At 74.2% G+C, this 13,158-nt stretch carries 13 protein-coding genes and 1 riboswitch; of the genes, 3 read left to right on the forward strand and 10 right to left on the reverse strand.

Going from position 1 to position 13,158, the window contains the following annotated elements:
• The first annotated feature begins 187 nt into the window (after window positions 1–187).
• Complete coding sequence (locus AC1ROY_RS22515) at window positions 188–1,246, forward strand: cobalt-precorrin-5B (C(1))-methyltransferase (protein ID WP_493151136.1); 1,059 nt, start codon at window positions 188–190, stop codon at window positions 1,244–1,246.
• Here the strand turns inward: AC1ROY_RS22515 and cobM are convergent.
• The 3 genes from cobM to cbiE are packed head-to-tail and all read right to left on the reverse strand — an operon-like array spanning window position 1,219 to window position 3,550.
• A complete protein-coding gene (cobM, locus tag AC1ROY_RS22520; protein ID WP_493151137.1) occupies window positions 1,219–1,968 on the reverse strand; it encodes a precorrin-4 C(11)-methyltransferase in 750 nt (249 codons plus the stop codon). The genes AC1ROY_RS22515 and cobM overlap by 28 nt on opposite strands.
• On the reverse strand, window positions 1,965–2,336 hold the full coding sequence (locus tag AC1ROY_RS22525; RefSeq protein ID WP_493151138.1) for a cobalamin biosynthesis protein: 372 nt from the start codon (window positions 2,334–2,336) through the stop codon (window positions 1,965–1,967). Before AC1ROY_RS22525 ends, cobM begins: the two co-directional genes overlap by 4 nt.
• Entirely contained in the window at window positions 2,333–3,550 is a 1,218-nt protein-coding gene (cbiE, locus tag AC1ROY_RS22530) for a precorrin-6y C5,15-methyltransferase (decarboxylating) subunit CbiE (protein WP_493151139.1), read from the reverse strand. The genes AC1ROY_RS22525 and cbiE overlap by 4 nt, the downstream gene beginning before the upstream one ends.
• Between cbiE and AC1ROY_RS22535 the strand changes: the two genes are divergently transcribed.
• Window positions 3,549–4,304: a cobalt-precorrin-6A reductase gene (locus AC1ROY_RS22535; protein WP_493151140.1), complete on the forward strand. Its 756-nt coding sequence runs from the start codon at window positions 3,549–3,551 to the stop codon at window positions 4,302–4,304. The genes cbiE and AC1ROY_RS22535 overlap by 2 nt on opposite strands.
• Here the strand turns inward: AC1ROY_RS22535 and AC1ROY_RS22540 are convergent.
• From AC1ROY_RS22540 to AC1ROY_RS22570, 7 genes are read right to left on the reverse strand one after another with little or no spacing between them, the layout of a single operon-like run.
• Window positions 4,277–5,029 carry a precorrin-3B C(17)-methyltransferase gene (locus AC1ROY_RS22540; RefSeq protein WP_493151141.1) on the reverse strand — a complete coding sequence of 251 codons (753 nt, stop codon included), beginning with the start codon at window positions 5,027–5,029 and terminating at the stop codon, window positions 4,277–4,279. The two genes, AC1ROY_RS22535 and AC1ROY_RS22540, sit on opposite strands and share 28 nt — an antisense overlap.
• Window positions 5,026–5,748 (reverse strand): precorrin-2 C(20)-methyltransferase, encoded by a 723-nt coding sequence (locus AC1ROY_RS22545; RefSeq protein WP_493151142.1) that lies wholly within the window; start codon window positions 5,746–5,748, stop codon window positions 5,026–5,028. The genes AC1ROY_RS22540 and AC1ROY_RS22545 overlap by 4 nt, the downstream gene beginning before the upstream one ends.
• Window positions 5,745–6,371, reverse strand: a complete 627-nt coding sequence (locus AC1ROY_RS22550) for a precorrin-8X methylmutase (protein ID WP_493151143.1) — start codon at window positions 6,369–6,371, stop codon at window positions 5,745–5,747. The genes AC1ROY_RS22545 and AC1ROY_RS22550 overlap by 4 nt, the downstream gene beginning before the upstream one ends.
• Entirely contained in the window at window positions 6,371–7,483 is a 1,113-nt protein-coding gene (locus tag AC1ROY_RS22555) for a ferredoxin-like domain-containing protein (protein WP_493151144.1), read from the reverse strand. Before AC1ROY_RS22555 ends, AC1ROY_RS22550 begins: the two co-directional genes overlap by 1 nt.
• Window positions 7,480–10,656, reverse strand: a complete 3,177-nt coding sequence (gene cobN / locus AC1ROY_RS22560) for a cobaltochelatase subunit CobN (RefSeq protein ID WP_493151145.1) — start codon at window positions 10,654–10,656, stop codon at window positions 7,480–7,482. The genes AC1ROY_RS22555 and cobN overlap by 4 nt, the downstream gene beginning before the upstream one ends.
• Before the next feature lies 1 nt (window position 10,657).
• Window positions 10,658–11,689: a cobalamin biosynthesis protein CobW gene (cobW, locus tag AC1ROY_RS22565; RefSeq protein ID WP_493151146.1), complete on the reverse strand. Its 1,032-nt coding sequence runs from the start codon at window positions 11,687–11,689 to the stop codon at window positions 10,658–10,660.
• A complete protein-coding gene (locus tag AC1ROY_RS22570; RefSeq protein WP_493151147.1) occupies window positions 11,686–12,066 on the reverse strand; it encodes a DUF1636 family protein in 381 nt (126 codons plus the stop codon). Before AC1ROY_RS22570 ends, cobW begins: the two co-directional genes overlap by 4 nt.
• A gap of 109 nt (window positions 12,067–12,175) precedes the next feature.
• Window positions 12,176–12,391: riboswitch (cobalamin riboswitch) on the reverse strand.
• Between the two features lie 120 nt (window positions 12,392–12,511).
• Here AC1ROY_RS22570 and AC1ROY_RS22575 point away from each other — a divergent pair.
• Complete coding sequence (locus AC1ROY_RS22575) at window positions 12,512–13,093, forward strand: hypothetical protein (RefSeq protein ID WP_493151148.1); 582 nt, start codon at window positions 12,512–12,514, stop codon at window positions 13,091–13,093.
• Window positions 13,094–13,158: the final 65 nt, after the last annotated feature.

A 13,158-nucleotide genomic window follows, 5' to 3' on the forward strand; every position in this document is an offset into this window, starting at 1 on the left:
GGGCTCGGGATGCGGTCGGCGGGCGATTTTTCGTGCCCGCAAGGCGGGCTTGCGCGGCCGATGTTCCGACATCGGCAAGCAAGCCCAACGCCGCAGGCGCGGAAAAGCGCCGCCGAACGCGCCCGCGGACCAGCCGTCCAAAGGACCTTACGTGACGCGGCGGCGCATCCGCGATAGGCCATGCCGGATGGAGACCGAGGATCGCCCGGGACCGAATCTGCGCCGCGGCTGGACCACGGGCGCCTGCGCCACCGCGGCGGCCAAGGCGGCGATGACGGCGCTCGCGACCGGCCAATTCCCCGATCCCGTGACCATCGCCCTGCCCGGCGGCGAGCGCCCGGCCTTCGCGCTGGCGCAGCACGCGCTCGGCGACGGCGCCATGGCCGCGATCGTGAAGGACGCCGGCGACGATCCCGACGTCACCCATGGCGCGCTGATCCGCGTCACCCTGCGGCGCCTGGCGCGCGGCAGCGGCGTGGTGTTCCGCGCCGGCGAGGGCGTGGGCACCGTCACGCGGCCCGGCCTGCCCCTCCCGCCCGGCGAGCCCGCCATCAACCCCGTGCCGCGCCGCATGATCGCCGCCGCGCTGGCGGAGGTGGAGGACGCGCCCGACATCGAGGTGACCATCTCCATCGCGGACGGCGAGAAGCTGGCGCAGCGCACGCTGAACGGGCGGCTCGGCATCGTCGGCGGGCTGTCGGTGCTGGGCACCACGGGCATCGTCGTGCCCTATTCCTGCGCGGCCTGGATCGACAGCATCCATCGCGGCATCGACGTGGCGCGCGCGATGGGAATCACGCATGTCGCCGGCAGCACGGGCTCGACCAGCGAGGCCGCGGTGCAGCGCCTGCACGGGCTGGAGGAGGTGGCGCTCATCGAGATGGGCGACTTCGTCGGCGGCATGCTGAAGTACCTGCGCATGCATCCCATCCCGCGCGTCACCATCGCGGGCGGCGTCGCGAAAATGACCAAGCTGGCACAGGGCCTGCTGGACCTGCATTCGAAGCGCGGCACGGCCGACATGGCGGCGCTGGCCGAGCTTGCCGGTATGCCTGAGCTCGCTTCCTGCAACACCGTGGCCGAGGCCTTTTCGCGCGCCGGCGACACGCTCGGCGATGTCATCGCGACACGCGCCCGGGAGACGGCCGCGGAGGTCCTGCGCGGCGCCGACATCGCCCTGGAGGTCGTGATCTTCGACCGCGAGGGCCGGCTGGTCGGTCATGCGCCGCGGAACCTTCTGCGGTAGTCCGCGGAATAGAGCGCGCTCTCGCGGAAATCGCTCGCGCCGAGCGCCGGCCCGACCAGGATCAGCGCTGTGCGCTCGATGCCCTTGGCCTGCTGCGCGATGTCGGCGAGCGTGCCGCGGATGATGCGCTCCTCCGGCCAGCTCGCACGCGCCACCACCGCGGCGGGACAGTCTGCGCCGTAGAAAGGCGCGAGCTCCTCTGCCACATCAGCGATGGCGTGGATGGCGAGGTGAATGGCCAGCGTCGTGCCGCTGGCCGCGAAATTCCTCAGCGTCTCGCGCTCGGGCATGGAGGAGGCACGCCCGCCCATGCGCGTCAGCACCAGCGACTGCGCGACCTCGGGAATCGTCAGCTCCTGCCCGAGCGCGGCGGCGGCGGCGGCGAAGGAGGGCACGCCGGGCGTGAGCGTGTAGGGAATGCCGCGCGCCTTGAGCCGCCGGACCTGCTCGGCCACGGCGGACCAGACGGAGAGGTCGCCCGAATGCAGCCGCGCGACCTCCTGTCCGGCCGCATGCGCTGCGACGAACTCGGCCTCGATGGCATCGAGGTCGAGCGGCGCGGTGTCCAGGATGCGCGCGCCATCAGGGCAATGCTCCAGCAGCGCCTTGGGCACCAGTGAGCCGGCATACATGCAGACCGGGCAGCGCGCGATGAGGTCGCGCCCGCGGAGCGTGATGAGGTCCGCGGCACCCGGCCCGGCACCGATGAAATGCACGGTCATGTCGCGGTCTCCACCAGCGCACAGGTGGCGCGGCGCGTGCTGCTGCGCGGCGCCAGCAGCCGCGCGCCGGGGCCGGCCGCGGCGAGCGCCGCGGACTCGGCGACGGAGCCCAGGCCGGTGGTCGCGCGCGAGCAGCGGCTTTCGGTGGGGCCGGGGAAATCGGCGGCGTCGGCGACGATCGCCAGCCCGATTCCGAGCTGTGCGGCCGCCGCGGCGATGCCCGGCTCCTCCGCCTTCTGCGGAATGGTGGCGAGCCGCGCCAGCTCCGTTCGCCCGCGGCCCGTTTCCGCCAGCGCGGCGTCGATGGCCTCCAGGATGTCCTCGGCCGTTGCACCCCGCCGACACCCGATTCCTGCGACCAGGCTCATGCCGGCTTGTCCCAGACCCATTGCGTCACCGGCATCGCCGCGCGCCAGCCGGTGAGGCCGCCCACCGGCTCCGCGCGCGAGACGGCGAGGCGGATCATCTCGCCGCCCAGCGCGGCGTGACGGGCGAGAAGCAACGCCTCCGTCTCCAGCGTGACGGCGTTGGCCACGAAGCGCCCCCCCGGCTTGAGCGCGGCCAGCGCGGCGTCGAGCGCATCGCCCGCGCCGCCGCCGAGGAAGATGGCGTCGGGCGGTTCCAGGCCGGCCAGCACCGGCGGCGCCTCGCCCTCAACGACCAAAAGCCCCGGCACGCCGAGCGCCAGCGCGTTGCGGCGGATGCGTGCGGCGCGGTCGGCGCGGGCCTCGATGGCGATGGCGCGCAGCGAGGGACCGGCCAGCATCCACTCGATGCCGATCGAGCCCGCGCCGGCGCCGATGTCCCAGAGCAGCGCGCCCCGTCGCGGGACCAGTGCCGAGAGCGTGACGGCGCGGATCTCGCGCTTGGTGAGCTGGCCGTCATGCTCGAAATACGCGTCAGGCAAGCCCGGTGTCCAGGCGAGAATGCGTGCGTCCGGCGAGGCGACGACCTCCAGCGCGACAAGGTTGAGCGGCGCGATATCGGCCAGCGCAAAATCGGCCGCGGTCGTCTCGCGGATGCGCTCATGTCCACCGCCCAACGCCTCCAGGACAGTGATGCGCGTGCAGGAAAATCCCGCGCGCAGCAGGGCGGCAACCGCGGCGGGTCCGTCGGCATCGCTCGTCAGCGCCAGGATGCGGGCGCCCGGATGCAGGTGCGGCCGCAGCAGCTCGATGGGTCGGCCATGCAGCGAGAGGGTCACGACGCCCTCCAAGGGCCAGCCCAGCCGCGCCGCCGCAAGGCTGAAAGCCGGGGGCGCGGGCACCACCAGCGCCTCCTGCGGCGGCATGCGCCGCAGGAGTGTCGCACCGACACCGTGTAGCATCGGGTCGCCCGAGGCGAGCACGACCACGCGGCGCCCGCGCTCCGCCAGCACGCCCGAGACGTCGAAGGGCGAGGGCCAGGGGCGGGCCTCGCCGCGGATCAGGGGCGAGGCCAGTTCCAGGTGCCGGCGGCCGCCGAAGACGACCTCGGCGCCCTCGATCAGACCGCGCGCGAGCGGCGGCAGGCCGGCGACGCCCTCCTCGCCGATGCCGAGGATGGACAGCCAGCGTGTCACGGCCGCAGTTTCGGAGGGCATGGCGTCACCCATCCTGATTCTCGGCGGCACGACGGAGGCGCGTGAGCTCGCAGCGCTGCTGGCCGCGCGTGGCATTGCGACGACCCTTTCGCTGGCCGGCCGCACGGCGAATCCCGTCGCAATGCCGGTGCCGGTGCGCCTCGGCGGTTTCGGTGGTGCCGAAGGGCTGGCGGTGCATCTGCGCGAAGCCGGCGTCCGCGTGCTGGTCGATGCGACGCATCCCTATGCCGCCACCATGTCGCGCCACGCGGCCCTGGCCGCGGCGATGACGGGCACGCCCTTCCTCGCGCTGCGCCGCGCGCCCTGGCAGCCCGCACCCGGCGACGACTGGACTGAAGTCGCGGAAGCGCGCGAGGCCGTCGCCGCCCTGGGCGCCGCGCCGCGCCGCGTCTTCCTGGCGCTGGGCCGGCAGGAGCTGGCGCCCTTCGTCGGGGCGCCCCGGCACCACTATCTCATCCGCAGCGTCGATCCCGTCGAGCCGCCGCTTGCCGTTCCGCACGCCCACTACATCCTCGCGCGCGGCCCCTTCGACGAGGCCGCAGAGCACGCCCTGCTGCGCGACGCGCGCATCGACACTATCGTCTGCAAGAACAGCGGCGGCACCGCGACCTACGGCAAGATCGCCGCGGCGCGCGCGCTGGGAATCCGTGTGGTGATGCTGCGCCGTCCGGAGCTGCCCGAGGCGCCCCAGGTCGCGACGGCGGAGGAAGCGCTGGCCTGGCTCGATCATGCCGGCGCCCTCCGCGGCGTATAGACCAGCGGCGGCAGCGCGGGACGCGGGATCACCCGCGTCTCGGCCGTGCCGATGAGAATGCAGGTGGCCATGTCCGCGCCGGCGGGATCGGCCTCGGCGAGGGTGGTGACCCGGATGTCCTCGTCCTCGCGCATGACGGCGCGGCCGAAGATCACGGGCGTCGCGCCCGGCAGATGCGCGCGCAGGATGTCGAGACCCGCGCCGAGCTGCCAGGGGCGCGCGCGGCTGATCGGATTGTACAGCGCCATCGCGAAGCCCGCCTGCGCGGCGGCGGCCAGGCGCCGCTCGACCAGCGGCCAGGGCTTCAGGTTGTCCGAGAGCGAGATCGCGCAGAAATCATGCCCGAGCGGCGCGCCGACCCGCGCGGCCAAGGCCAGCATCGCGGTGATGCCGGGATGCACGGTGATCTCGATCGCGCGCCAGGAGGCCGGGCCGTTCTCCACCGCCTCGCACACGGCTGCGGCCATGGCGAAGACTCCGGGGTCGCCACCCGAGACCATCGCGACGCGAGCGCCCTCCGCCACGGCCAGCGCCGCGCGCGCGCGATCCAGCTCGACGCGGTTGTCGGACGGGTTGCGCGCCTGCCCCTCGCGCGGCGGCACGCGGTCGAGATAGGGGCCATAGCCATAGACCGCCGACGCTGCCTCCAGCGCAGCGCTCGCCTCGGGCGTCACCAGGCCCTCACGGCCGGGCCCAAGCCCTACGATGTCCAGCCGGCCCGTCACCGCCAGCCCGGCACGAGCACGAGCGAGAAATAAGGCGCCGGCCGGTCGTCGCGCGTGGCGAGCCGCTCGGTGCAGCCATTCGCGCAGGTCGCGCGCTCCACATAGATGGCGCCGTCCAGCCGGCCCGCGGCCTCGATCGCGCGGCGGATGCGCGGCAGGTGCCGGCCGACCTTCATGATCACCGCCGCCTCCACGCCGGCGAGGCGCCGCGCCAGCTCTTCCTCCGGCAGCGTGCCGGGCAGCACGGCCAGCACGTCGTCGCCCTGCGCGATGGGCGCGCCGACCATCGACCAGGCGCCCGACATGCTGGTGATGCCCGGAATCACTTCCGTCGCGTAGCGGGGCGCGAGGCGCAAGTGCAGGTGCATGTAGGAGCCGTAGAAGAGCGGGTCGCCCTCGCTCAGCACCGCAACGTCGCGGCCCGCGTCGAGATGCGCGGCGACGGCCGCCGCGGCGGCTTCGTAGAACGCCGCGATCTTCTCCCTGTAGCAGGGGTCGTGCCGGTCGATCTCCGTCGTCACGGGGTAGAGCAGCGGCAGCTCGATCGCATCCGCGCGCAACGGCAGCGCGCCCAGCGCGGCGCGCGCGTTGCTGACATTCCCGCGCTTGGCGAAATGCGCCACGACCGGCACCTGGCCCAGGACGCGCGCCGCCTTGAGCGTGAGCAGCTCCGGATCGCCGGGGCCGGTGCCGACGCCGTAAAGCCGGCCGGGGCTCACAGCCCGGGCCGGGCGAGTGCGTTCACCGCCGCCGCCGTCATGGCGCTGCCGCCCAGCCGTCCGCGGACCACGGCCCAGGGGATGCCGAGGGTGCTCGCGCTCAGCGCCTCCTTGGATTCGGCGGCGCCGACGAAGCCGACGGGCATGCCGAGGATCGCCGCGGGGCGCGGGGCGCCGGCGGCCAGCATCTCCAGCAGGTGGAAAAGCGCGGTCGGCGCATTGCCGATGGCAATCAGCGCGCCTTCAATGCGGTCGCGCAGCAGCTCGAAGGCGGCGGCCGAGCGCGTGGTGCCGAGGCGTCCGGCCAGCGCCGGCACCTCAGGCTCACGCAGGGCGCAGAGCACCTCGTTGCCCGCCGGCAGACGCGCCCGTGTCACGCCGCGCGCCACCATCTCGGCGTCGCAGAGGATCGGCGCGCCGGCCGCCAGCGCGGCCCGCGCCGCCGCGACGAAGCCGGGCGCGAAGGCGAAATGGGCCGCCGCCTCGACCATGCCGCAGGCGTGGATCATGCGGACGGCCACGTCCTCTTCCTCCGGCGCAAAGCGCGAGAGGTCGGCCTCGGCGCGGATGATCGCGAAGGATCTTTCGTAAATCGCCGCGCCATCGCGGATGTAGTCGGTCATCACCGGTCCCTGATCGCCGCGGCCACCTCGCCGGGCGCCAGATGGCATGCCGGAAGATCGCGCGGCCCGCCAGCCCGGACCAGGCCGAAGCCGCCGTCACGCCCGACCAGGGTGATCGCCGCCGGGCCGGGATGGGCGCAGCCTTTTCCGCAGCCGGAGATGTGCAGCAGGCCGGGCAGGTCCGGCAACGCCGCCAGTTCCCGGGCGAGGGCGCGGGTCTCCGCCTCCGCACCAGCGCAGGCCGGACGGCCCGGACAGGCGATGATGCGGCGGCGGGGATCGGCCGGATCGGTCACGAAGCCAAGTCGCGCGGCATGGTCGCGCAGGGCAAGGGCCTCTGCGCGATCGAGGTCAAGGACGAGCCAGGCCCGGCCCGGCGCCGGGCGCAGCCGGGCCTGCGCGGGCATGGCCTTCGCCAGGGCGGACAGTTCCTCGGCGTCCAGCGCCCCGAAGGCGCCCGCGACACCCAGGGCGCCGGCCGCATGCCAGCCGACCGGTTCAGCGGGCGGGCGCGTCGCCGGCCCGGCGACGCGCCCCTTCGCCTCGGCCTCGCGTGCGCGGCGGGGGCCGAACTGATCCAGCCAGGCGAGCGCCGCTCCGGCCGCCGCCTCCGCGGCGAGGCGTACCAGCCAGCGGATGGGGTCCCGGCCGCCGAGGCCGAGCAGCCAGTCCCCGCCGGGAACCGCGACGAGCCGCAGATCGGCCGAGACCGCGTCGAGATGCAGCGCGCCGCCGCCATCCACGACCACCGAGGTCTTTGCCGCGAGCCCCTCCGGCCAGCCCGCCGCGATCCGCGCCGCGATGCCGCGCGGATCGGCAAGCGCAGCCGGGTCCCGGCCGGCGAGCGGCCCCACCATCACGGCCGGCGCATCGACGATGCCGACGGCGGTCAGCGCATCGGCGCAATCCGCTGCCGTGTCCGGACGGAGGCCACGGATCTGCAGGTTGCCGCGCGCAGTGACCTCCACCACGCCGTTGCCGCAGCGCCGCGCAGCCTCGGCGATCACCAGGGCCACGGCCGGGCTCCAATCGCCAGCAGGCGCGCGCAGCAGCAGACCGTCGCCGGTCTGCATCGGCATGGCCAGGCTCGGGCAGGCGCCGCGCGGTGTCATGCGGCCTGATCCAGCAAGGCGGCGAGGCCGGAATCCACATCGTTGGCGCGCGGGTGCCACAGCCCGCGTCGCCGCGCATCGGCGAAGCGCCGGGCGATGGCACGCAGCGCGGCGGGATTCTCGCGCGCCAGAAAGTCACGCACCGAAGCGTCGCCGAGATAGGCGTCGTGCACCGCGTCCAGCGCGGAATCCGGCACGGCGTCGGTGGTCTCGGCGAAGGCGACGAGGCGGTCCACGGTCTCGGCCAGCTCGGCGGCGCCGCGCGGGCCGTGGCGCATCTGGCCCGCGACGAAGCGCGGCGCGATGCGGCCATGGACCAGCCGCGCGAGCTGGGCCGCCAGCGGGCGTGCCCGCGGCCGCGCGGGATCGGTCGTGTCGAGGGAGATCAGCAGCGGCGCAGCGCCGAGCAGCCGCGCGGCGCTGGCGAAGCCGCCGAGATGCGCGGAATCGGCGCTGCCTTCCAGCAGGTCCCGGCCCGGATCGTCGCTGCCGTGCAGCAGCGCGTCCGCCGTCGCGACCCGCTCCTCGAAGGCGCCGGGCGCGGGAGCGCCGTCGCCGCCCGGGCCGCCGTAGACATGCGAGGTCGCGTCGAGATAGGCGCGCCCCAGCTCCTCGCGCGTGGCCCAGCCGCCGGAGGCGAGCGCGTCCTCGACGCCCGCGCCGTAGGCGCCCGGCGCGGCGCCGAAGATGCGCCGGCCGGGCGCGGCAGCGAGCGGATTTTCGTCCCTGCTCTCCCGGCGGTCCGCCACCGCGCGGGTCGCGGCGTCCAGCAGCGCGATCTGCGCCGGGAAGAGGTCGCGGAACAGGCCGGAGAGCCGGAAGGTCACGTCAACGCGCGGGCGACCCATCACCGCCGGCGGCAGCACCTCGACACCGGTGACCCGGCCGGTCGCCTCGTCCCAGACGGGGCGGCAGCCCATGAGCGCCAGGCCCTGCGCGATCTCCTCGCCGCCGCTGCGAAGCGTCGCGCTGGCCCAGAGGTCGAGGACGATCGCGCGCGGCATCTCGCCCTGCTCCTGAAGATGCAGGCGGACCACCTCCTCGGCGGCGAGGCGGCCGAGATCCATGGCGGTCGCCGTCGGCAAGCCACGCGGATCGGCAGCGTAGAGGTTGCGGCCAGTGGGCAGCACGTCGCGACGGCCGCGGGCCGGCGCACCGCCGGGGCCGGCGGCGACGGCACGGCCGTCGAGCGCATCCAGCAGGGCCGCACACTCGGCCGTCGCACTGGGCCGGCGTTCCTCGTCCTCGGCGCGGCCGAAGACGTGCAGCCCGTCCTTGATCGCCAGCTCCTTCAGGTCGCAGAGCCAGGAATCGAGATGCTTCAGCACCTCCAGCGGCGCGGCGTCGGGCGCGAGGCCGGGCACCCCGCCGGCTTGCTCCAGGATGAGCTTCGCCAGCCGCTCGCGCCGGCGCGGATCGAGGCCGTCGGCGATGGCGTATTCGTCCAGCAAGCGCTCCAGGTCGCGCGTGGCGCCGTGCAGCCCGGCGCCGGCCAGGGGCGGTGGGAGGTGGCCGAGGATGGTCGCCGAGATGCGCCGCTTGGCCTGCGCGGCCTCGCCGGGGTTGGAGACGAGGAAGGGGTAGATCACGGGCAGCGCGCCGAGCACGCGCTCGGGGAAGCAGGCGGCCGTGAGCGCGACGGCCTTGCCCGGCAGCCACTCGATCGCGCCATGCGCGCCCATATGGACCAGGACGTCGAAGTTCCGCTGGAGCCAGGCGCCGAAGCCGAGCAGCGCGGGATGCGGCGGCAGCGCGGGATCGTGCCAATCCGCGCGACGGGATTCCGCCCGGCCCCGATCGGGCGCGATGGCGACGGTGACGTTGCCGAAGTGCATCGCGCGGAAAACCGCGGTTTCCACATCGCCCCAGGCGGCCCGCACCTCGGCCGGCAGGGCGTGGATCGGCGCCGTCTCCTGCGACGCCTCCAGCGCGGCCATCAGCTCGCGCGCGGTCGGCGGCGCGGGCCCGACCGTGTAGCCCGCTTCCGCCAGGTCCAGCAGCAGCGTGCGCACGCTTTCCGGCACGTCGAGTCCGACCGCATAGCCCGCACGGCCGCCCGCGCCGGGGTAGTCCGGGATGAGCACGGCGACACGCCGTTCGTCCCGCGGCGTCCGTTGCAGCCGGATCAGCGCCGCCACGCGCGCGGCGACCTGCGCGACGCGATCGGGCTCCACACGGTTCACCGGACCGATGCCGCCCTCCTTGAAGCTCAGCGCGCCGGCCAGCACGCGGCCGTCGAGCTCCGGCAGCACCACATGCATGGCGAGGTCCGCGCCGCCCAGCCCGCGCGGGCTGCCCGCCCAGGCCGCGCGCGCGGTCGTCGCCATCACCGCCTGGAGGATCGGCACCCCTGGCGCGCCGAGCGCCGCCGCGTCGCCCGACGCGAAGCCCGTGGTGGTGACGATGGCGGCAGGCCGCAGCACGCCCATCGCCTCGCGCACGAAGGCCAGGCTCTCCGCCTCCTTCAGGCTCGCGACGAAGAGCGGGACGGCGGCGATCCCCTGCCCTTCCAGCGCCTCGGCCAGCGCGGCGACGGGCGCCGCATCCTCGGCCAGCAGCATCGAGCGGTAGAAGAGGATCGGCACCACCGGCCGGTCGCCGCCGCTCCGAACCTCGACTTCGCCGATACCCGGCTTCCAGGCGCCCGCGCGCGGCAGGCGGCGCGGCAGCGCGGCGTCGAGCGCGACGCCCGCATGTCCCGCCATCCGCCGCAGCAGCGCGCGCAGATTGGCCAGGCCGCCCTCGCGGAAGTAGGCGAGGAGCGCCGCGTGCTCCTCGGCGGGCAGCGTGCCGAGCTCCGCCAGCCGCGGGTCGTCGCCGTCCTCGCCGGGCAGCACCGCCAGCGCGATGCCCTGCGCGCGCGCCGTCTCGGCCAGCCGCTCGACGCCGTAGCGCCACCAGTCCGGCCCGCCCAGCAGCCGCAGCACGATCAGCCTGGCCTGCGATCCCGTCCGCTCCAGCCAGAAGTCCACCGACATCGGGTGCCGCAGCTCGCGCAGATGCACGAGCCTGAGCTCCGGCACCACCTCTTGCTCCATCTCGTAAGCTGCCGCGAGCCCCGCGAGGTCGCTGTCGGTGAAGGAGAGCACCACCATCGGGGCCGGCGCCTGGCGCAGGTCGACCGGCTCGGCGAGCCCGTCGATCGAGGCGGCTGACGTGGCGAGGATGTGCATGCTACCCCGCGAGCGCCTCGGCAACGGCGGCCTGGTCGAAGCCCTTGAGCCCGATCACCACCAGCCTGCCCTGGCGTGCCTCGGCAGGCCCCCAGGCACGGTCGTACTGATGCGTGACGCGCTGGCCGACCGCCTGCACCAGAAGCCGCAAGGGCTTGCCGGCGACAGAGGAAAATCCCTTCGCGCGCAGCACGCCCGTCACCGCGCAGGCCGTCGCCACGCGGGCGGCGAGCGCCGCGGGATCGGCCGCCTCGGGCAGGTCCATCACCACCGTGTCGAAATCGTCGTGGTCGTGCTCCAGCTCATTGTCGTGATGCGTGGGCCGGTTCGCGATATCCGCCTCCGTGCCGAGGCCGAGGCCCAGCATCACATCCGGCTCGAGCCGGCCCTGCGCGGTCGTCACCACGGCCACGGCACGCGGCATCGCCTCGGCGATCGCGGCATGCGCGCGGGAGAGCGCCTTCGCGTCCAGCAGGTCCGCCTTGGTCATCACCACGAGGTCGGCGCAGGCGAGCTGGTCCTCGAAGACCTCCTCGACCGGATCCTCATGATCCAACGAGGGATCGGCCGCGCGCTGCGCCGCCAGCGCCGCCGGGTCGGCCGCCACGCGCCCTTCGGAGAGCGCCGCGCCGTCCACCACCGCCACCACGCCATCCACCGTCACGCGGCCGCGGATCGCGGGCCAGTGGAAGGCCTGGACCAACGGCTTGGGCAAGGCGAGGCCGGAGGTCTCGATCAGGATGTGCTCGGGCTGCGGATCCAGCGCCAGCAGCGCGTCCAGGGCGGGCACGAAGTCGTCGGCCACGGTGCAGCAGATGCAGCCGTTCGCGAGCTCGATGATGCCGGCCTCGTCGCAGGCCTCGGCGCCGCAGCCGCGCAGGATCTCCGCGTCCATGCCGACATCGCCGAACTCGTTCACGATCACCGCGAGCCGCCTTCCCTGGGGGTTCTGGAGCATGTGGCGGATCAGGGTCGTCTTACCAGCGCCGAGAAAGCCCGTGACGATGGTGCAGGGAATGCGGGCGAGGCTCATGCGCGGGCTCCGGGAATGGGCGGGATGCGGGCGATCAGGCCGCGCTTCAGGGGCTCGGGGCGACCGCGCCAGGGCATCAGGCCGTCGGCCGAGAGGGACAGAAGGCGCGCGCCCTCGAGCACCGCCGTGCCGTCGGTCGGCGCGAGACCGCCGAAGACGTAGCTCCAGCCGCCCGGCCGCGCCATGGCGACGGAGGGGCCGCGCCTGCAATTGGCCAGGCACTCCACCTCGCGGATGTCCACGCCCTCCGACGGGGTGAGGGTCGCGGCCAGGCGGGCGCCGGCGCGAGGCTGGACGTCCACCGCGTCGTCGGGATGGCGGCAGGTCGTGCAGACGAAGAGCGTCACCGGGCCGGCGACGTGTTCGGAGAGGGACAAGCGCATGCTCCTCCTGCGCCTGGAAGCGCGGGAATGGGGATGCAGTCGCGGCGCGGGACACGCGCCGTCGCCGGGATGGCGGCCGCGCCGAGGCACCCCGCCCGGCACGGTGGTCTGTCGCGAGATGGCAGGTCTCCTGGCTCGCGGATCGACGCCCGGTGCCGCCTTCCCGGAACGCCCTCGCGGGCGGGTCCAGTGGCTGTTTGGCACGGGCTCTCCGCTCACAGTTGCGGGGGCAGCCACGGCTTCGGGAGCCTCGCGGCGCCCGCTCCATGTTCCCTTTTCACCCCGCCTCCCGGCGGGGACCATCAAGCGAGGGCATGAGAGACACGGGCGGGCCGGCACTGTCAACGGCGATGCGGCGGGGATGGGAGGGCGGCTCGACCGGCGGCGGGCAACCATCTACATTCCAAGGAATTAAAAAATGAACCTCAGGAGGTACCGCATGATCCGACTTCTGGCCGCCGCGGCCACTCTTTCCGCCCTCGCGCTTCCGGCCCTGGCGCAGCCCGCGAACCTTCGCCCCACACGGGACGTGACGGTCACCTATCGCATGACCGGGCTCGCCGGCATGCCCCCGCAGGAGACGCGGATGGCCTTCTCCGTCAGCACCGGCAAGCAGCGCGTCGACCCGCCCGGCAATACCGGCTGGATCCTCATTGATCGGCAGGCCAATTCCGCCGTCATGGTCATGGACGCCCAGCGCATGGTGGTGACCATGCCGCCGGCCACGGTCGCCGCGATGAACCAGGAAGCGCCGGCCGGCGCGACCTTCACCCGCAAGGGGCGAGCGACGGTGGCCGGCACCGCCTGCACCGAGTGGGAAATGGCCCTCGGCCAGGTGCGCGGCACGAATTGCATGACCGACGACGGGGTCCTGCTGCGCTCCGTCTCGACCGGCCCCAACGGCGCCGCCGTGACCATGGAGGCCACCCAGGTCGCCTACGGCGCCATCGATCCGGCCCGCCTCTCGGTTCCCGCCGGCTACACGGCGCAGCAGATGCCGGCAGGCGTCCCCGCTCGCTGAGCGGCCTTCGCCCGGCCTCCTGCGTGGGGCCGGGCGACCCATTGCCGTCCGGAGCGGACGCGGCC

The sequence above is a fragment of the Roseococcus sp. GW821-FHT12F05 genome (assembly GCF_058806835.1).

Excerpts from the sequence above, each read along its gene's own strand:
- AC1ROY_RS22515 (WP_493151136.1), top strand. The coding sequence starts at position 188 with ATGGAGACCGAGGATCGCCCGGGACCGAATCTGCGCCGCGGCTGGACC.
- cobM (WP_493151137.1), bottom strand. The coding sequence starts at position 1,968 with ATGACCGTGCATTTCATCGGTGCCGGGCCGGGTGCCGCGGACCTCATC.
- AC1ROY_RS22525 (WP_493151138.1), bottom strand. The coding sequence starts at position 2,336 with ATGAGCCTGGTCGCAGGAATCGGGTGTCGGCGGGGTGCAACGGCCGAG.
- AC1ROY_RS22535 (WP_493151140.1), top strand. The coding sequence starts at position 3,549 with ATGGCGTCACCCATCCTGATTCTCGGCGGCACGACGGAGGCGCGTGAG.
- cbiE (WP_493151139.1), bottom strand. The coding sequence starts at position 3,550 with ATGCCCTCCGAAACTGCGGCCGTGACACGCTGGCTGTCCATCCTCGGC.
- AC1ROY_RS22550 (WP_493151143.1), bottom strand. The coding sequence starts at position 6,371 with ATGACCGACTACATCCGCGATGGCGCGGCGATTTACGAAAGATCCTTC.
- AC1ROY_RS22555 (WP_493151144.1), bottom strand. The coding sequence starts at position 7,483 with ATGACACCGCGCGGCGCCTGCCCGAGCCTGGCCATGCCGATGCAGACC.
- cobN (WP_493151145.1), bottom strand. The coding sequence starts at position 10,656 with ATGCACATCCTCGCCACGTCAGCCGCCTCGATCGACGGGCTCGCCGAG.
- cobW (WP_493151146.1), bottom strand. The coding sequence starts at position 11,689 with ATGAGCCTCGCCCGCATTCCCTGCACCATCGTCACGGGCTTTCTCGGC.
- AC1ROY_RS22575 (WP_493151148.1), top strand. The coding sequence starts at position 12,512 with ATGATCCGACTTCTGGCCGCCGCGGCCACTCTTTCCGCCCTCGCGCTT.